General features: G+C 38.1%; 11 protein-coding genes and 1 pseudogene. 6 read left to right on the plus strand and 6 right to left on the minus strand.

Annotated elements, in window-relative coordinates:
* The first annotated feature begins 135 nt into the window (after positions 1-135).
* Complete coding sequence (locus tag OLW01_RS15465; RefSeq protein ID WP_268076427.1) at positions 136-2,928, plus strand: alpha-L-rhamnosidase; 2,793 nt, start codon at positions 136-138, stop codon at positions 2,926-2,928.
* A 161-nt stretch (positions 2,929-3,089) separates the two neighbouring features.
* On the opposite strand, the gene OLW01_RS15470 is transcribed toward OLW01_RS15465, so the two are convergent.
* From OLW01_RS15470 to OLW01_RS15480, 3 genes are all read right to left on the minus strand, one after another.
* Positions 3,090-3,983, minus strand: a complete 894-nt coding sequence (locus tag OLW01_RS15470) for a 3-keto-disaccharide hydrolase (RefSeq protein ID WP_268076429.1) — start codon at positions 3,981-3,983, stop codon at positions 3,090-3,092.
* Between the two features lie 155 nt (positions 3,984-4,138).
* Positions 4,139-5,653 (minus strand): sulfatase, encoded by a 1,515-nt coding sequence (locus OLW01_RS15475; RefSeq protein WP_268076431.1) that lies wholly within the window; start codon positions 5,651-5,653, stop codon positions 4,139-4,141.
* Positions 5,654-5,695: 42 nt separating this feature from the next.
* Positions 5,696-7,156 carry a sulfatase family protein gene (locus OLW01_RS15480; RefSeq protein ID WP_268076433.1) on the minus strand — a complete coding sequence of 487 codons (1,461 nt, stop codon included), beginning with the start codon at positions 7,154-7,156 and terminating at the stop codon, positions 5,696-5,698.
* Positions 7,157-7,583: 427 nt separating this feature from the next.
* Between OLW01_RS15480 and OLW01_RS15485 the strand changes: the two genes are divergently transcribed.
* The 4 genes from OLW01_RS15485 (at position 7,584) to OLW01_RS15500 (ending at position 14,359) form a co-directional block, all read left to right on the plus strand.
* A complete protein-coding gene (locus OLW01_RS15485) occupies positions 7,584-9,353 on the plus strand; it encodes an SLC5 family protein (RefSeq protein ID WP_268076434.1) in 1,770 nt (589 codons plus the stop codon).
* Positions 9,354-9,370: 17 nt separating this feature from the next.
* Entirely contained in the window at positions 9,371-10,693 is a 1,323-nt protein-coding gene (locus OLW01_RS15490; RefSeq protein ID WP_268076435.1) for a glycoside hydrolase family 27 protein, read from the plus strand.
* Positions 10,694-10,861: 168 nt separating this feature from the next.
* Positions 10,862-12,907, plus strand: a complete 2,046-nt coding sequence (locus OLW01_RS15495) for a methyl-accepting chemotaxis protein (protein ID WP_268076436.1) — start codon at positions 10,862-10,864, stop codon at positions 12,905-12,907.
* A 9-nt stretch (positions 12,908-12,916) separates the two neighbouring features.
* The gene (locus tag OLW01_RS15500; RefSeq protein ID WP_268076437.1) at positions 12,917-14,359 is read left to right on the plus strand and encodes a sulfatase; all 1,443 of its coding nucleotides are present in this window, start codon (positions 12,917-12,919) and stop codon (positions 14,357-14,359) included.
* Positions 14,360-14,999: 640 nt separating this feature from the next.
* Here the strand turns inward: OLW01_RS15500 and OLW01_RS15505 are convergent.
* The 3 genes and pseudogenes from OLW01_RS15505 to OLW01_RS18540 all read right to left on the minus strand — a co-directional run.
* Positions 15,000-16,169: a hypothetical protein gene (locus tag OLW01_RS15505; RefSeq protein WP_268076439.1), complete on the minus strand. Its 1,170-nt coding sequence runs from the start codon at positions 16,167-16,169 to the stop codon at positions 15,000-15,002.
* Positions 16,170-16,209: 40 nt separating this feature from the next.
* The gene (locus OLW01_RS15510) at positions 16,210-17,343 is read right to left on the minus strand and encodes a glycoside hydrolase family protein (RefSeq protein WP_268076440.1); all 1,134 of its coding nucleotides are present in this window, start codon (positions 17,341-17,343) and stop codon (positions 16,210-16,212) included.
* A 378-nt stretch (positions 17,344-17,721) separates the two neighbouring features.
* A pseudogene (locus OLW01_RS18540) lies at positions 17,722-18,117 on the minus strand (transposase); the annotation flags it as partial.
* Between the two features lie 512 nt (positions 18,118-18,629).
* Here OLW01_RS18540 and OLW01_RS15520 point away from each other — a divergent pair.
* Positions 18,630-20,279, plus strand: a complete 1,650-nt coding sequence (locus OLW01_RS15520; RefSeq protein WP_268076444.1) for a sulfatase — start codon at positions 18,630-18,632, stop codon at positions 20,277-20,279.
* Positions 20,280-20,388 lie beyond the last annotated feature (109 nt).

A 20,388-nucleotide genomic window follows, 5' to 3' on the forward strand; every position in this document is an offset into this window, starting at 1 on the left:
TTTGGTAATCTTTAACTTTCTTTTTAAAGATATTTAAATCTTAGATATACATATAGAAACATTAATTTAAATATTTAAAAAATAACGAATAAGCCAATTAATTCATTGTCAATGAAAGAGTAGATCGGAGCATTTATGCTAATAAAAACAAAGAGTATAAAAAAATACAGCGTATTACTGTCGGCTTTAATGCTTAGCGCTTGCACAGAAAGTAAACCAACCGTTCCGCAAGTAATCGAAAGTACAGCTCAAATGGCCCCCGTTGAGCTAACCATTGGCGAAGGATTTAATGAGCCACTGGGTTATTATGAATCACAACCACGCTTTTCATGGAAAATTGCTAAAAATAGCGATTTAAATACCCAAACGGCTTACCAAATTCAGGTAGCAGAGCAAGCTGAATTTTTTGAGAACAATGAGCTACTTTGGGATAGTGACAAAGTCTTATCTGACGATACATCTTGGATACAATATCAAGGCACGCCATTGTCTTCACGTCAAAAAGTGTATTGGCGCGTACGCAATTGGGGCAAAAACGATCTCATCTCTGATTGGAGTGAACCGAAAGCATTTGAACTGGGCTTGCTCAACAACAATGACTGGCAAGCACAATGGATTGGCCATCCCGACACACAACTTGATAAAACACCTTCACAAGCACTGTTAGCAACTCCCCAGTACTTTCGCAAAACTTTCAGTGTAAAAAAAGACATTATAAAAGCACGGCTTTATATCAGTGCAAAAGGCTTGTTTAAACCTTTTATTAATAATGCAGCGGTTTCCAATGAAGATGTAATGACACCCGGCTGGACGCCTTATGCACAACGTATAGAATCACTCACTTATGATTTAACAAATCATATTAAACCAGGTGAAAACGTAATTGCTGCAAGCCTGGCTGGCGGTTGGTATGCTGGCCGAGCTTTTGATCAGCATGAACAAGATCATAGAAAGCCTGCACGTTTATTGGCTCAACTAGAAGTGACTTATGCCGATGGCAATACTCAAATTATTCCGTCTGATACAAGCTGGTCTGTTACCCAAAATGGACCTATACGTTTTGCCAGCATTTACGATGGCGAGCGTTATCAACAATCGATGGAAATGCCAGGCTGGACAACAACCAACTTTGAAGATAAAAGCTGGAAAACCGCTATTGCTGAACCGCTGGAGCAAAATGTTAAAATAGTGCCTAAACGTCATGCACCTATCCGCATCACCGAGCAATTACCAGTAAAAGAAATTGTCGGTGTTAAAGGCGATGTAGCTATTTTTGATTTTGGTCAAAATATGGTGGGCGTGCCTAAAATTAAAATTCCTGTTATTGCTGGCAAAAAAGTTAAAATTAGATTTGCTGAAGCCTTACACAAAGGCGAATTTTATACCGATAATTACCGTAGTGCTGAATCGACCGATTATTACCTACCCAATAAAACAGGTGAAATTGAATATCAACCTACCTACACCTATCACGGTTACCGCTACATAGAAATTTCAGGTTTTGACGAAAATAAACAACCTGAAAAATCTTGGGCAACCGCCATGGTTCAACATTCAGATATGGCATTACATGCCAGTTTTGAAAGCTCACATGATAAATTAAATAAACTATCAAGCAATATTGTTTGGGGGATGAGAAGTAACTTTTATGATATCCCACTGGATTGCCCACAAAGAGACGAACGATTAGGTTGGACAGGTGATGCCCAAGTCTTCGCCACCCCATCAATGTACATGGGCGATGTATACGCTTTTTGGTCTGCATGGTTACAAAGTGTGCGTGAAGAGCAAAATAGTGAAGGAAAAGTCCCATTATATATTCCTTTTATTGACTGGAAAATTAAATGGACTTCTTCGGGCTGGGGCGATGTTGCGACTATAATCCCTTGGGAGCTTTACACTATTACAGGTGATAAAACGATTCTTGCCGATAACTACGACATGATGCAAGGTTGGGTTAACTATCACCAGAAAAAGAGCGATAAGTTCATTTCAAACATGATGACTTTTGGCGACTGGCTACAGCCTTATCCAACCAATTTAAAGGACGGTGACAACGGTAACCGTGGTAATACCGACTTTAACTTAATTGGTACCGCTTATTTTGCGCACTCAGTAGAGTTAACAAAACAAGCAGCGCAGGTATTAAATAAGCCGCAAGATCACAAAGAATTGAGCCTTTTGCACGACAAAATCAAACAAGCTTTTAATCAACATTTTTTTGATGAACAGCTTAACCTAAAACAAGGCGTAGAAACACAAACCACTTACTTGCTTGGCTTAGCTTATAACTTATTTCCACAAAATAAACGTGATTTAGCAGTTGATAAGTTACTTGCCCTAATTGAAGAAGCAGATTCGCATTTACGCACTGGCTTTTTAGGCACACCATTGTTAACACAGGTTCTACAAGATGTCGGTCGAAGCGATGTGATTTATGACTTGTTATTTAAAGAAACGTATCCTTCATGGTTTTACTCTATCAACAATGGAGCCACCACGACATGGGAGCGCTGGAATTCTTATTCAATTGAAGACGGCTTTAACCCACAAGGCATGAACTCGTTAAACCATTATGCTTATGGCACCATCTCTCGTTGGTTTTACGAAGGTATCCTAGGGATAAAACCCGCTAAGCCCGGTTTTAAAGAAATTAATATAGAACCTCAATTTGGCGATCAATTAACCCAAGCAAATGGCAGTTATACAACGCCACAAGGTGAAGTATCAGTTAGTTGGAATACCAAAGGTAATCAACTGGTGATGGATGTAGTTGTACCCAAAAACACGGTTGCCAATATTATTTTACCAACAGTTGATGTTACTAAACTATCTGTAAATGGCGATATTTCAACAGATATGAATTTAAGTAATATACAGCCTGGTGAGTACCATATTAGAGGCAATATTAAAGGGAATTTAAAATAAAAGGCAATTTAAAATAATAAACCTACAGGCGCGATTTAATACCCTCATCGCGCCTGTCACTATTGCCATAAATTTAAGCTTATTATCCGCCACGCAATTTAAATTAAAAATACGGCCTAAAAATTAGAGTGACAAAAAATATCGTATACCATTTATAACTCTTATTTAACTTCTATCCGGCGTATTTTAGCCTCAATTTCTGGCGGAAATTTACTGGTATAACGAATTTGCATGTCTCGATAGTAAATTTCAGCCGCTTCTGATTGAAATTGAATCTGTCCTGATGTCAAAGGCTCGCCTGTTTTTGTTTGTAAGTTTTCCACAAACATCACCACTTCGCCGTTCACCATATGGACAGCTTCATCTCCCACGGCATAAAGCTCAACAGTGTTCCAGTTACCAAAAGGTGCGTCGTTTTCAATATACGCGTTGGTGTATCTTGCACCAGTAATAATATTTTCACTATTAGGGTCATAATAGTATAAACCGCTGTCGCGTTTATCTGGCTTGTTTTCTTGTTCAACTCGATAACCACGATATTGACCTCTAGGGCCTTTTAACCCAAGATAATCGCCAATATCAGTTTCTTGAATTTGATATTCAAGGCACGCTTTCCATGTTTTCCAAAATACACCATGCTCACCGGTACAATGATATAAAAGGCCACTATCACGCTTAGCGGTTAATCTGGGTTCCCAGCGCTGCATCCCCCATTTAAACTGAAATTTAAGATGATAATTACCGTAATTTTTACGTGTATTGATACCTGCGTATACTTGGCCCGAAACTTTGATAACGAGCTGACCATCTTCTTCAATTACATTAAATATGTTAAGCGGATCGTTATTAAGTCCAAGTGGCGTGCCTTTGGTCACATCATTACTTTGGTAAGTCCCTGTGGGTAGCCCTTTAACCGTTGAATGTGGCACACCACCCCAAAATTCAAATTGTGAAAGATTTTTATCTATCAAGTTATGCCATTCTGAGCGCTCATTTGCACAAACTGGTAATGCAACTAAGCAAGCCAGCAAATACGAAGCGGTTTTAGTAATCATAGTTAATATCCTTTATGAAGTAGTTCAAATAATAACAATTTCAACCACTCAGCAAATGACCAGCTATACCCTAGCTTAAGACCGCTTGTTCTTTTTGGTGACTGATAATGAAAACAAGGTGTCGCAAACAAATCACGACAATCCCTGTCCGACTTTTAACCACCTGGCCTATATTCTGTTTGCGCAATTTTGACTTCAGGTAACCATTCAGACAATTTTTCGATAACCTCTGCATACTGAGGTTGGCCAATTAGGTTGTTGTATTCGTGCGGATCTGTTGTTTGGTTATATAATTCCTGACTGCCATCTTTGTATTGGATAAAATTCCAGTTTTCAAAAATAATGGCATTATTATCTTGCTGATAAGTTAACACTGCAGGGCGTTGCCAATCTGCTTTGGCATTATCCATTAGCGGCGTTAAGCTAACGCCGTCTAGATCTGGTTTTGCTGGCAAGTTTGCCAACTCAAGTAATGTAGGATAAACATTCAATAAAGTGACTGGTTTATTAATCATAGCGGCTTGTTTGCCCGGCGCTTTAATAATAAATGGCGTATGTGAACCTTGTTTCCATAACGTAAATTTTTCCCATCGGTTTTTATGACCTAATTGAAAACCGTGGTCGCCCCATAAAACCAAAATAGTATTGTCAGCGTATTCACTATTATCCCAAGCTTGCAAAATATGACCTATCATAGCATCAGCAAAACTCGTACTGGCTAAATAACCTTGTACCGCTCGCTTCCATTCATCCGGTCTGTCCATTACCAATTTCGCAAATCCACTCGACCAGTTGTTTTGTGCAATTGCTGGTATGTCTTGCATATCCTCGGCCGGTACGGCTGGCAATTTAATGGATTCAAGTGGATACATGTCAAAATATTTTTGCGGGGCTAGCTGCGGTGAATGCGGACGGAAAATACCACAAGCCAAGAAAAACGGTTTGTTATGCGATTGCCTTAGATAATTGGCACAATAATTAGCGGTTTTATAATCACCCGTTTCTTCATCGGTTTGTTTTATCGGTCCCCAAATACCGTGTTTTCGAATATATGGAATAATAGGTAAACCTTGATACGCTTCGATGCCACCATGCCATTTAGCCCATCCCTCATGGTTTAAATATTCTTTATCACCACCTGTGCCGGTTGGCCCAGCAAATTGAGACTGCCAAGAAATCGGATCTGACATGGGTGCGGGGTTGTTTTTCTGTCCTCTCGGGTGATGAAATATTTTACCGGCGGCACTGGTTTTATAACCTTGCTTAGCAAAATATTGTGGAATAGTGACGCGTTTGTCACCACCTTTTACATCACGAAAATTAGTTTCATTTAAATAAGCGCCCGTTGTTTCAGGCCGTTGCCCAGTCATCACGGCAACACGTGATGGATTACAAGCAGGCACGACTGAATAAGCATTGGTGAAAGTAGAACTTTGAGCCGCAAGTTTATCTAAATTAGGTGTTTTAGCCGGACCGCCTAAATAACCAGCCCAGTTGTTCAAGTCATCCACCGCAATCATAATGACATTGTAAGGCTGATTTTGTGTATTTTGTTCAACCATTATAGGTTTGTTTACTTGTGTAGATGTAGTTGCATTATCTTCACCACAGCTGATTAGCGTTAAGCTGACCGGCAACAAGCTGCTAAATAGTATGTGTTTAATTTTCATTTTACGCTTATCCATTTTGTGTTTATTAGCCAAGTGGCTAGTTTATTGGTATTGCCACTTATAAACCCAGGGGTCGTTAGTTTCAGATTGATAGGCTTGTAACTGCATCATTAAACGGTGTTTAATGGTTTGATAATCAGGATGGTCTGCTAAATTAACGTGTTCGCCATAGTTTTTTGAATCTTCACGCATGTCATATAGTTCAAATTCAGGTCTGAACAAATAATCTTTAAAGCTGCGCTGACCAAACTTCATTAATTTTCGCTCGATTGCACCTTGCCATGTGCTCGATATTTGTAGATCAGACGCAAACGGATACTGCAAACCATGTGCTATATTCCAAATTAATTTAAAATCTCGGGTACGCACAACACGCATTGGATAATACATAGTGATCTCGTGAAAAGTGTGTGATGCATAAATGACATCGCGTTGGTGATCTTTTTCCGGTTCACTCAAGACTGATTTAAAAGACTTTCCGTTAAAATCAGTGGTTTGATAAGGCACTTGGGCTAAATCTAAAATAGTCGGTGTAATATCAACCCAACTCACCATAGCTTGTGTTTTTTGGTCGGCTTGAGCTTTATCGGTTTTGTGGGGTTTAATGACTAAAGGCAAACGAATGCCCGGTTCATAGACAGTTGTTTTTGCACCAGGCATGGCGGTGCCATTATCAGACAAATAAATAATCACTGTATTTTCATACTGCCCAGCCGCTTTTAACAATCTTACGAGCTCGCCCATAGTGTCATCAACACGTCCAACCGATTGATAATATTCGGCAAGTTCGCGTCGTGTTTCAGGGATATCAGGTAAATAATCTGGTACTTCTACCTCATCAGGATGATAATCTAAACGTTTCAAAGCTAGACCTTGGTTATCACTTTTATTACCAAATGTATTGTCACCTAAACTATTCTGCTCATGCGCTCTGTGTGGATCATTTGTTGCTAAATACAAAAAAAATGGTTTTGGAGACTTTTCGGAAAAGAGTGGCTCTGCTGCTTTTGCCATCCCTATGGTATTGCGTGAACCATCAGCATTTTGCTCTGATACTTTTAGGTATCGATCAAATTTATAAGTAGCACGTGGACCGATATGAAATTTGCCCACTTGAGCTGTACGATAGCCAGCGTCGGCTAAGCGCACCGGCAAAGATTTAATATGCTCGAAAGTTGAAAAATGATGGTATGAGTGCTCATGTCCGTATTGGCCATTGGCATGGTTTTGTAAACCCGTCAATAATACCGAACGGCTAGCACTGCAACTAGCCGAAGTGCCATATGCGTGATTAAATAAAACACCTTCATTAGCAAGTTGATCTAAATGTGGAGTGCGAATAGCCTTGTTGCCATATGCACCAAAAGCTTCGCGGCCATGATCGTCTGCAACCATTAAAACAATATTGGGTTGTTTTGCTATCGCTGTGGCTGAAAGCAAAAAAGCAACACACATAAGCAGTGCAGCTTTCAATCTGCCCATTGTTATCTTTTTCTTCAACATCCTCGTTCCTTACAAAACTGATAGTTATATTTTCAATTTTGTAACATTATTATCAAAGGCGTAAGGATAATTTGCGTCTCAATTATGACCATTAGTTTTGACCGATGGTCATTAAACATCTTGAACAAGTAATACAAGTCGAAAAGCTCCACTTAAAAAACCATAACACCCTGTTTTAAAAACATTTTATAAAATTATATTTAAAATAATGGCAACATCAATGCCAATTTCAATTTGAAATATCTGAAAATATTCTGATATTTAGACCTGACACAATTTGTAAATATTTTGTCAAATTCGGGAAGGCTAGTCGCTGATGGCCTACGGATATTGTAATATAATACAACATCAAAAATGTTAATGGCTAATTTACACTCTCTACCAATTAGCCATTAATTAAACTAAACAAATATAAACAGGTGAATTTGTGACTGAAAGTATTGCACTACAACCTATAGATTGGCTTTCGTTTATTGGCTATTTCGCTCTACTGAGTTTAGTAGGATACCTAGCCGGACGACGCAAAAAAGAACAGCCAGAAGAAAACGCCGAAGATTACTTTTTAGCAGGCCGCAGCCTACCTTGGTATGTGGTTGGTGCTTCATACATCGCTGCCAATATCAGTACCGAACATTTTATTGGCTTAGTTGGGGCTGCATTTATATATGGCATTTCAGTAGCCACAGGCGAATGGAGTACCGTCATAGCCTTTACTTTTATGATATGGATTTTTATCCCTTTTCTCTTTTCTGCCAAAGTTTTTACCGCACCAGAATTCTTAGAGAGACGATTTAATACAGGTATGCGGATATTTTTTGCGATAGTGACAGTTATCGCTAATATCTTCGCCTTTTTAGCACCTGTTATATATGGTGGTGGGTTGGCACTTGACGCCATTTTAGATTTTAACTCAGTGATGGGTTGGCAAGCTGATTCACCCAATGGGTTATATTTATCTATCGCCTTGATAGGTTTTGCCGCGGGTATATGGGCTATTTGGGGTGGCTTAAAATCTGTCGCCTGGATGGATTTACTCACCATTATTGTGATGGTCATTGGTGGCCTTTCAGTCACATTATATGGTTTATCTGCATTAGGCCATGGCGATATTTTTGCAGGCTTCACGACCATGGTTGAACGTAATACCGCTGAAACGGGCATTTGGCAGCAAGCTGTTGCACATATGAGTCAAGAAGCCGTAGGCACAGATGATTATCAACGTTTGTCAGTTGTTCAGCCTTTATCCCATCAATTAGTGCCGTGGTCACATTGGGTACTCAGCTTCTTCTATATTGGTTTGTGGTACACCGTCATCAACCAATTTCTAATTCAACGTGTATTTGCTGCAAAAAATATTTATCACGCGCGTATGGGTATTACATTTGCTGCTTATCTAAAGTTGTTATTACCATTTATTGTCGTCATACCTGGGCTTATTTATTTCGCAATGCGCCCTGATATTATTTTGGCTGGTGACAGTATTAACGATGTACGTCAAGCTGCCGATCAAACTTACATCACGCTCATTGTTGATGTTATTCCATATGGTTTACAAGGTTTATTGATGGCTGCATTATTTGGTGCTATTCAATCGACTGTAAGTGCTGTCTTAACCTCGACCTCTGCGGTTATAACAATGGATTTCTACAAACGTTTTATGAATCAAGAAGCAAAAGAGCACGACTTAGTAACATTGGGTCGTATTATTACATTTGTTATTTTAATTGGTTCAATTGGTTTAGGTATCTGGATAAGTACACAAAAAGTTAGTTTATTTGCTTATATTCAAGAGCTATTCACCTTCTTTGCTCCGCCATTTTCGGCAGTATTTTTACTCGGTACTTTTTGGAAACGTCTTGGTGGTCAAGCAGCACTAATTACCGTTTCTGTCGGTTTTGTTTTTGGTATTGCGGTTAAATTATTAGTGAATACGGGCAATGCGCCCGATATTTTAGCACCCTATGCCAACCAGGGCATTTTGAACTGGATGCTATGTATGTTGCTGTGTGCAGGCCTTGCGTATATAACACCTAAAGCACGCCCGGAACAAGTCACAGACGATCTGACCTTTAACTTTAATAGCATGAACTTTAACGAAGGGTTAGGCGAAAAATGGTATCAGCACGTTGGATTATGGTCAGGTTTGTCAATCGTCTTAATGGTGGGTTTCATCATTTTATTTTCCGTTATTTTATAAATTGAGAGAAAACAATTATGAGTTATTTTAATTCACATCTCGCGCAAACTCCGCCTATGGGTTGGAACAGTTGGGATTGTTATAGCGTAAGCATTAATGAACAAGAACTTAAAGCCAATGCCGACTTTATTGCTAAGCATCTCAAACAATTTGGCTGGGAATACGTAGTATTAGATTTAGGGTGGTATGCTGTAGGCGCAACCCACGAAACGTATAAACAGTCCGATATTCCGGTGATGATAGATGAATTTGGGCGTTTTATCCCATGCCCTGAAAAGTTTCCATCGTCACAAGGTGGTAAAGGGTTAAAAGCAATTGCGGATTATATTCATAGCTTAGGTTTAAAATTTGGCATTCACATTATGCGTGGTATGCCTTTACAAGCAGTCAAACAAAAAACGCCTGTAAAAGGCACAAAAGTTACTGCAGATCAAATCACCTACGAACGTGAAGCATGCCCGTGGTTTAATAGCTTACGTACGCTTAATTTTGCCAAGCCTGAAGCACAAGCTTATTACGATTCAATTTTTGAATTATATGCCGATTGGGGCGTTGATTATATAAAAGCCGACGATGTAAACAGCTGGCACGAAGTTTCCAATAGTGACGGCTCTCCTACCGGTAACGGCTCACCCTATCGCATTGACGATATTGAAGGTATCAGTAAAGCGATTAAAAATTGCGGCCGCGAAATGATTTTAAGTTTATCGCCAGGCGGCCCAGAAACTACTTTAATAAATCATTTGCGCAGCAATTCAAATTTATGGCGTATTTCGGCCGATTTTTGGGATGAATGGGGTTCGCTGAAAAAACAAATGGAACGCTGCGCGACTTGGGCTGAATTTGCCATTGAAGGCCACTGGCCAGACGCAGACATGTTACCGATTGGCTATCTGCCACGTGGTGAATCAGGCGGGCAACAGCGCAAATCAAACTTTACCACCGCGGAGCTACATAGCTTAATTTCACTCTGGTGTATGGCCCGTTCACCACTGATGATAGGCGCAGATTTACCATCAACAGATGAACAAACGATAAGTTTGTTAACCAACCAAGCAGTGCTAGATATTAATCAATATTCGCATAGCAATAAACTACTTAAATGCGAACAAGGTATTGATATTTGGCACGCTAAAAGCAGCCAAACCAGAACGAATTATTTAGCCTTTTTTAACAAAAATGATAATGCTGTTACTTACCAGTTCGATTTAACTGAACTCAATATAGATACCACAGATATCAAGGAGCTATGGCAACGATATACTGTCAGCCAGCAAGGTTCTATCATAACCTTCGAAATAGCAAAACACGACGTTGTATTACTGGCCTTAAATTTATAAAAACACTAAAACCAGTTGCTTAGGTGATGTATTACGACATCACCTAAGCTTTGTAACAAATAAATAGTCTTAATGAACAAAAAATGGCCTCAAAGTATTTTGAGTTATATTAATACATTTAAGTTTTCATCGACCCAAAAGATCTTAAAAATGCGTTAAGTAGCCTAGATGTCAACAATAGAAATGACAAAAACAAGTGAGAATATCATGCTGTTTTTAAACAAACTAACTCTAAACTCTCGCATTATTGCGCTAGTGTTCATTCCATTAACGGTCGTCGCTTGGTTCTCATTCGAACGTTATCAAAGTGCCAATCAATCAAAGCACAATTTAAACAATATTAGCTCATTAATGGAGCTAGTCAGTCAGTCTTCACATTTACTGACAGCGCTACAAAACGAGCGTGATTATTCTTTCGGCTTCGTTTATTCAAAAAAAGCACGATATGGCAGCGAATTAACCGCAGCACGCAGCCGTGTCGACCAACAAATTAACCAGTTTAAGCAAGTAATATCAGAAAACACCGAATTACTTACCATACCCAGCATAGCTAAAAAGATAGAAGCAATTCAATCGTCATTTTCAGAATTGGCCGAAGCTCGCCATCAAGGTGTCGATAAACTAAAAAACAAATTAAAAGACAAATATACCTTTAGAACTTACAAAGACCGTAACACAAAAATTATTCATTTAGTGGAAGAAATAATTGCCTTTTCCAATGATAAAGATTTAGCCAATAAAGCAACCGTATTACATGCACAAATGATGGTTAAAGATATTTATTCAGAAATACGGGGCTTACTTTACGGCACTTATATCACCAAAGGTACATTTGGTCCCGGGCGTTTTCGTCACTATGTGAATATTGAAGCTGTATTAAGTGACTATCAAGCCCGATTAGTGCGCCAAGCATCGGCTGAGGTACGCAGTATTCTTAAAGGCATTGATAACGATCCCTCCCAACAACAAGTAAAAAAACAACTCAAAGACCTATTGGGAATGTTAAATGAGAAACTCATGGGCGATCCTGACCTTTTTTTTACCAACATAAGCCAATTGATTGAAACACACAAAACTTCAGAAGAGCACATTTTAAGTGAGATTTCACAACAGTTACAACAAAAAATATCAGAAGCTGATTACAGGCTAATTTCAACCTTAATTGTTACCGCCAGTTTGTTTGTATTTATCGTGATAATTTCCATAGTACTAATTCGAAGTATTACCACACCGCTTTCGGTGCTCGTGAAAACGTGCTTTGAAATAAGCCGAACTAAAAACATTACAAAGCGGGTGCAAATCTACGGCTCCGACGAAATAGCAGAAGTCGGTCAGGCTCTCAACTCATTATTAGATAATTTCGATTCAGCACTTAAGCAAATTAATCAACAAACGGTATTAATGAACGACGTGGTTTCACAAGTGGCAGATGCGTCCAATACCAGCTTACAACGCTCCAATAACCAAAATGATGCAACTGACAATGTATCCGTGGCGATGAATGAAATGACTGCATCTATTAAGGAAGTTGCTCAAAATACGCAGCAAACCTCTGATGCAGTATTAAAAGCACATAATTTTTCAATTAATTGTTCACAAATGGCTGAACACAGTAAAAGCCTAATCACCCACTTAATCAATGAGCTTAGTAGTACTGCTACTTTAGTATCACGCTTAAACGAGGAAACCAACAATATTAGCTCTGTGGTCAACGTCATTCAGGCTATTGCCGAACAAACAAATTTATTGGCATTAAACGCAGCAATAGAAGCCGCTCGCGCTGGCGAACAAGGCCGCGGCTTTGCCGTTGTCGCAGACGAAGTGCGAGAATTAGCCAGTCGCACACAAGAGTCGACTAAACAAATTGAAGCACAAATTGAGTCATTATTAGCCGGTTCAAACGATGCGACACACAGTATGCAAACGCTAACAGGTACAGCACAAAATGCGATAGATGTGGTGCTAGAAAGTGTTTCAGCATTTGGCGAAATGAAAGAAGAACTCAATAAAATTTCTGATATGTCAAGTCAAATAGCGACTGCAGCCGAAGAGCAAACCTCGGTATCAAATGAAATTAACGAACGTATTCATGCTGTACGGGAGGACGGTGTGCACATGGCTGAACATGCAAAAACCAGTCGCTCGTCTAGCGAATCACTCACCCAAGCGTGTAACACATTAAAAAACTGTGTTAACCAATTTACTGTAAGTTAGGTTGTAACTATGAAAAATATAAAAAAACTTGTTGTACATTTGACGACTATGGCCTGTTTAAGCTTAAGCGGCAACGCCATTGCAAAGCAAACATCTAATTTGGATAAGCCAAACATATTAATGATTGCAATTGATGATTTAAATAATTTCCCAGCATCTTGGGGCGGCCCGGCTATTACCCCCAATATTGATAGGCTCGCTAGTCAAGGGGTGCAATTTATGAGTGCACATCCGGCCGTACCCGCATGCAATCCGTCTAGAGTCGCTGTCTTAACAGGCTTACGGCCAGAAATTACAGGTCAACATGAAAACAAAGGTAACTTTAGAAGTAACCCGCAAAACAAAAACATAAAAACCATTCCGCAATGGTTGGCCGATAGCGGTTATAAAACAGCCGCTGCCGGCAAAATATTCCATAAACCACGAGGCACAGGTAAAAAACCAGAGCCGCAGTCCGATCCACAATCATGGCATGAACAAAGTGCTAATAATACGGGCGTTAGAGGCGCTCATTTACACAAAGACGAAAATGGTTATGCTAAGTGGTTAAACGGCATTGAAGAATATGACGGTCAAAAAATTAGTGCCTATTTACGTAAATTTGCTATTTGGGGAGCCTCAAGCGAAACAACGGAAGAATCTGGCGACTATCAAACTGCGCAATACTGTAACGACTACGTACAACAGACACATAACAAACCATTTCTATTGGCCTGTGGCATTTTCCGCCCTCACTCACCGCAAGTAGTGCCGCAAAAATATTTAGATATGTATCCGCTCGATTCGGTAAAATTACCACCGAAACCCTATGCTGATATGCAAGATATCTCAAAAAGAGAGCAAATTAACTTTTCAACCAGTGTTGCAAAAGCGGTTGTCGACAACGAAGCAGAATGGAAACGCGCGATGCAAGCTTATTTGGCCAGCGTAACGTTTGCCGACGAAATGATAGGTAAAATCATTGATGGTTTAGACAACAGCCAATACAAAAACAATACAATTGTTGTACTGTGGAGCGATCACGGTTTCCAAGTGGGTCATAAACTGCGTTGGGAAAAGTTCTCGTTGTGGAACCAAGCAACTCAAGCTCCTTTTATTATGCGTTTACCCAATGGTTCGCCAACTAAAATTGAACACCCAGTTTCGTTGTTAGATATATACCCTACACTAGCTCACATTTTAAATATTGCTGAGCCGCACAAAATGTCTGGCAACAACTTATTACCTTTAATCAATAATCCTAGTATGGCGTGGGACAAACCTGCGATTATTACCTATATGCCAGGCAACCATGCGATCCGCTTAGGTAATTTTAACTACATTAAATATGACCACGGCGCTGAAGAGTTTTATGATTTAGCTAAAGATCCCAATGAATATAGCAATTTAATAAATGAACCCGCATATCAATTAGAAATTGAAAAAATGCGCGGACATTTGCCGTTGAAATAGTTTTTTATGAACTAAAAACTAATTCCAGCTCCAAATTAATTGAGGATTGGAGCTGGTCTAAAATGGTGGAACTCATACGTAAATTGATAAATGTCGAAGAACTCCAAACACCAAAAATTAAATTATTGAACAGACCATTTTCAAATACACTATCGATTACACAGCCCACGGTTAACACAGAACGAGTGATGAGCGAGGCTAATAAAAGACGCCGTATTCGTATCTGGTGAAATTGCTTATCTAAGATACCTTGGTTCACAAGAGCCATTTTACACTAACAACCTAAAAAAACATTGGACGAATATGGTAACTGCTCTTCTTAGATACATACAGCAAGGGTTCGTGCGCCCTAAACCGCCAACACGGCATTGACACCCTAACCGATAAATTATTGCCGTATTTCGAGCAATCTAAGCTTTCAATACTACGTATTATCAGGTCTAAAGTATCCGAGTATTGCGGCACAGTTAAGTATCATAACAACTTTTCAAATATAGCTGGAAATTGATTGGATAATGTAAGAACCGTTAGGTGAACAGAAAAAAACACGATAAATTAGGGAATATATCACCAGCTTAATATGAAAAAACTAACTAAAATACGTTTAAGCTGTCTACAAAATTAATTGACTGTTATAGTATTAATCAATAATAGAGGCAACAAAATGGCGTAACTCATCATCAAATATTTGATTAGCAAATACCCCGCTATCAAACTTTTGGTGATTATTTTTTTGATAGGCTATTATATTTTCCAAAAAATTACGCTTAAGTTGTTTGCTTGGCATCATATTAATAACGTCATTTAAATTATCGTTCAGGGAGTATTGATATAGTTCTTGTTGATTTAATATCCACCTAAAAAATATAGGGTCGTATCTAAAATAATCAAAACCATATTCTAGTGTCTCAACTGCGTTTAGTCTGACCAAACATGGGAAAGCTAAATAAAAAGCTTCTCGCCTTTCTTGGTTTTCATAAGCATAATCAAATATTTGAGTAATCCTCCAGTCAATTGGTTTATCTATCAATATTTCAGAAAAAAATTGTGCAGCAAATATATGATCAATATCGTTATTCAAATTGCCTAATAAGGTCATATCTTCAACTAAAAAAGCAGAACTGCTTCTAATACTTTTTAATAAAAATAGCTTTAAATAATCTGCCTCATTTAGCCATTGAGGTTGAGACAAAAACCAAGCTCTAGCTGAATTGAATTGCAGGCTAAAAATATCTTCCAGAAAAGAACTTGCGATTTCATTAGGGATTGAACCAATATATTGAACAGTGAACCAATCATTTAGTAATGCAGGTGTTTTAATAAAAGATTCAAGTAAGAGCATGTTAATCGCCTGTGGTTGAATGTCATAACCAACGCTATCAACAAGTAGTGTATAACTATTTATACCTTCATGCTGAATCAAATAGCCAATTACATTTTTTTGTAATAAATAAAAACGGCTACTTTTATCAAAAGGAGCTTTAAACATTTCAAACAATAGAGCTTTTTTATCTGTGGTATACCAATCTGACAAATAATTTTGATATTCAACTAAATCAGTGTTGTAAAGCATTGATAATTTAACAATATTAAAGGATGTTGTGCTATTAACTTCACTTGAATGTATTTTTTTAATAGGAGCGTTTTTATTAATAGGTGATAAAACCTCAATTTTTCTAATGTCAGATATTTTATCTAGTTCTTGTTTCTTTAAGGGAAAAATAGTGTGCTGAAATGTAGTAAATAATGATACTAACCCAAGTAATACTAAGGATAGTATCATTAATAAAATAATAGCTATACTCCGCATTACAATATTATTAATTATAGGTTAAATTAATATTAAACAACTAACAGCCACAGCCATTAATAGTCGAAGTGTTACCAAAATTAAAGTAGTTTTTAAGTCGCCAAACTCCTTGCATATAAGCATGAGCATTACCATTACCTTGTTTAGCTGCTGGTGCGGATAATTTTATGCTCGCATTAGACGTTTCTTTCAAAAGCAATTTAGAATCGCTACTGCCCTTCATAACAACTAAAGGCAGATTTACTAGACCATTATATCTAAGTTTTGCGTTTGTTGGATATTCTGCTTTAATACTTGAAATGTTTACTGTTGGTAATACTTTGCCACCTGAATTAGAAAATAAAGCTAAGTTAAACTCATTATTTGTGGCAACACCACTTTGAACTAATACATTATGTAAATTGTGAGTTGTGTTAGGTTTATCACCCCAACCTAATTGAAATGGTGCTCCGTTCGCGTTATGAATAATAGTTACATTTTGTACAAAAGTATTATTACGATAGAGCTTAATTGCATCATCCCAAGTATCTATTTTTGTGTTCGTTATACGTGTATTTGGACCACCACCGATACCATCCGAATTACTTTGATAATCATTGCTTCTAGTATTTATAATATTAACTCTGTCGACATTTAATGCTTGATTAAAAGCAGTAATTGCATATGTACGAGCGTTCTCTATAGTTAGGTTTTGTATTTTATACTGAGCACTGGCTGGGGCATTATACTCAACACTAATTGCGCCATACTTCCATTTATCACAATCATCTACTCGATCATCACCTTGTGGTCCATTATCACAACTTGTGCCAGAATCCTCTACACCATCTGCGCCTCTGGCCCATGCTTTTGTATCAGTACCAAAAATTTTACTGGTTGCTCTATTACCTCCTTTAATTGTCATAGGTTCTAACAACCTAAAACCACCTGTAACAGTTACACCGCCATTAATATGAATGGTTTTAATGTTAGTAGGAACGGTCCAATAAAAGCCTTCTACGTTTGAATCACCGCCAAAAGAAACTGACTGAGAAATAGTTAAAGTCTTACTACTTGCATTCCAGCTTGCATTATTATCATTTAAATTCGAATGTACGCCACTGGGTAAAGCTGCGAGTGCAGTTTGAGACAAACTGATTAAAAAGGTCGTAATTGTTATTAATTTCAATTTCATTATTTTTCCTTAATTAATTTTAATAGTAATTAGTCAGAAGTTTGAATGCCAATTCCTGATAATTCTTATAGCCGGATAAAAAGTAGCACAATATTAATATAATACAAATATAAAACTAACAATTACCAGCTTTTCTTTCACATCATCAGACCAATATGACTGTTTAGGTTTCCCTTTCATGCTGTTTTTTATTGCGTAATGGTAGGCTTATGTAGGAGTTCTGTTTAGAGGTATAATTCAATCCAACTAATGGGCATAAAAACTGTTGATTAGTGATTTTTTGTTTTGTATACGTTTTTTATTAATGAAATTTTAAACTTGGCAGTCATTTAGCTAACGCGTCTAATACTTTGTATCAGTTAGCTGCTAACTGGTGAAATTCACCATAAATGCAACACAGCTTCGATGTATGGGATGTTCAATCTGAGCTATATTTCTCCGTTAGTCGAAAACTGTTTCTATTATAAATCTTTTAGATAACATAGCCTTGTCTCACCCAGATAGTGATTTGGGCTTCATGTTTTTACATTGGCCTGTAACGTAATTAATGCCTTCTTTATCCACATATAAACTGCCAGTAAGATTTTCGACTATATCTAATACCGGTTGTCGATCATCCACTTTACCCGCTTTTACTGAAAACAAACTACCTTCATTATCAGATGAAGTTTAAATCCATAAAAAAACCAGCCCATTGTGACTTTTACATGCTCTGCAATCCCCGAAAAATACTTTCTTACGGGGATTGCACATGTTGTGACAGACCTTCAACTTGGTTAAATCAATAAATGTTACTCTGTTTAGTTTAGAGAATTTTTTGTGCACAGCTAAACCGGAAATGGCCATTAACACCAACCTTCTTTGCTAATAGCAATGTTTTAATCTTCTAGGGGTTATCCCCATAAAATTCATCTTTGACTAAGCCGTGTTGTTTGTCAGTAAACTTTTTATCAGGTTGATCAAAAAATTGAACAGAGTCAGTTATGGTAAATGTTTTCTTTGTGGAATCACAAATGTGAGTTTTTTGCATTAAAGGATGGGTGAATCCCTTGAATACCATACAAAAACGCCAAAGTTGGATATTTGGTCAATAAATTCATTACAAATGGACTCATAAAAATAACAACAAGAGCATTATTATAAGGTTTTCCGGTTTTCTCTGTAGGACAAAATGACCCAGAGATTTGATGTTCTGTTTCACAGTAATTGGGCAACTGAAACAAAAGTTAAAACGGATAAGCGCACTTAACTCGTCTTTGTCTTTAAAATATATAGGTATGATTATTATGTTCACACTATACAAAAAAAATATTTGGTTGATTTTATATAGCTTGACGTTGGGATTAATATTTTCCAACAGCAGCTGGGCTGAGTTAACAAAAATAAATCGCAACCTCGCACAAGCAGCTAAACCAAATTTTATATTTATTGCTGTTGATGATCTAAATATTTATAACTCAGTATTAGGCGATAAAGCAGGCAGCTTCCTAAAAAAAGTTTACCCAGATGACGACGTTCGAAAGTCTGTTGTAGGACGGCTTACTCCTAACCTTGCAAAACTAGCAGAACAATCAAGTGTGTTCACAAAAGCTTACAGTGCGTCTCCTTTATGCGGCCCCTCACGAACAGCATTACTCACAGGCATCCCAACCCACATATCTGGCTATTACCAGCATGATAAGCACTTTAGATATTATGACACATTGGCCTATACAGTAACACTTCCACAATATCTTAAAAAAAATGGTTATTATACTGCCGGAATAGGAAAGGTATTTCATAAAGGCCGCTCCGAGGTTGATAAAGGGCTTCATAATGATTGGGCCGATTCTGAATATTCCTGGAGTGCCTGGGTCGATCGGTATTCAGGTACAGGTACCATGTTAGGAACCATACGCAACAAAAAAGAAGTTATCTCTAAATATTGGGCAGATGAGAATGGCAAAGCGCCTAAATTCAGTCGATTTGGGACAACCTCAGTGCCAACAGAAGCGTCCAACGACTATGTCAATGCAAAATACATAGCGGATTTAATAGTCAAGGGTCAAATCGCAGTTGAAGACATTAACAATAAAATACATCAGCTCACCCGCCCGAAAGACCAGCCCTTTTTTTTAGCCGCCGGTATTTTCGCCCCCCATTTACCTTGGGTCGTTGAAAAAAAATATTTTGATCTTTTCCCTCAATCTGAAATGGCAATAAACCGTGACCTATACAAGTGGGTACAGCAAGATCTTCAAGATCTGTCAAAAACGGGTAAAAAACAGGCGTCGGATACCAAATTTACCCGATTGATCTCTCATGGCAAAATGCTAGAAAAAGAAGGTGACATCCATGCATGGCGAGCCGCATTTCAGGCTTACCTCGCAACAATTGCTTATGCAGACCGAGTATTAGGTATTTTAGTCGATGCAATTAAACATAACCCTGCGAAAAATAACACAGTAGTCGTATTATGGTCAGATCACGGCTACCACCACGGTGACAAAAACTGGATTGCGAAAACCTCATTGTGGGAAGCGTCAAATCAGGCCAATTTTATGATTTTAGATCCGCGTCAACCAAACAAACTAGCTCAAATATCCGCTCCGGTCAGCTTGCAGGATATTTACCCGACCATAGTTTCAATGGCAAATTTAAAACGCCCTAAACATATCCATGGGTACGACTTAACACCTTTACTTAATAACCCCGAATTAAACAACGCGTGGGATAAACCGGTTTTAAATACTTACAATCCAAACAACCATGCACTTCGAACCAGAAACTATCGCTACATTCGTTTTAAAAATGGCGATCAGGAACTTTATGATCTGCGTAGCGACCCAATGGAGTTAAATAATTTGGCTACAAATCTAGATAACCAAAGCTTGTTGAAGTTATTTTCTAAAAAGCTAGACAAACAGCTTAAATTATTGCCAAAAGATTACTTTTAGCAAATAGATAAACAATCTTTACCGACAGGCGCTCTAAAGAGATGCCTGCTATTCTGACTCAGTATTAATAATACCAACAGTCAGGATCAGTTTTGAGGCGTGTAGCAAG

It is taken from the genome of Catenovulum adriaticum (assembly GCF_026725475.1).
Lineage (GTDB): Bacteria > Pseudomonadota > Gammaproteobacteria > Enterobacterales > Alteromonadaceae > Catenovulum > Catenovulum adriaticum.

Coding starts and splice junctions, on each gene's coding strand:
- OLW01_RS15480 (WP_268076433.1), bottom strand. CDS start 7,156: ATGTTGAAGAAAAAGATAACAATGGGCAGATTGAAAGCTGCACTGCTT.
- OLW01_RS15500 (WP_268076437.1), top strand. CDS start 12,917: ATGAAAAATATAAAAAAACTTGTTGTACATTTGACGACTATGGCCTGT.
- OLW01_RS15495 (WP_268076436.1), top strand. CDS start 10,862: ATGTCAACAATAGAAATGACAAAAACAAGTGAGAATATCATGCTGTTT.
- OLW01_RS15505 (WP_268076439.1), bottom strand. CDS start 16,169: ATGCGGAGTATAGCTATTATTTTATTAATGATACTATCCTTAGTATTA.
- OLW01_RS15520 (WP_268076444.1), top strand. CDS start 18,630: ATGTTCACACTATACAAAAAAAATATTTGGTTGATTTTATATAGCTTG.
- OLW01_RS15510 (WP_268076440.1), bottom strand. CDS start 17,343: ATGAAATTGAAATTAATAACAATTACGACCTTTTTAATCAGTTTGTCT.
- OLW01_RS15490 (WP_268076435.1), top strand. CDS start 9,371: ATGAGTTATTTTAATTCACATCTCGCGCAAACTCCGCCTATGGGTTGG.
- OLW01_RS15465 (WP_268076427.1), top strand. CDS start 136: ATGCTAATAAAAACAAAGAGTATAAAAAAATACAGCGTATTACTGTCG.
- OLW01_RS15475 (WP_268076431.1), bottom strand. CDS start 5,653: ATGAAAATTAAACACATACTATTTAGCAGCTTGTTGCCGGTCAGCTTA.
- OLW01_RS15470 (WP_268076429.1), bottom strand. CDS start 3,983: ATGATTACTAAAACCGCTTCGTATTTGCTGGCTTGCTTAGTTGCATTA.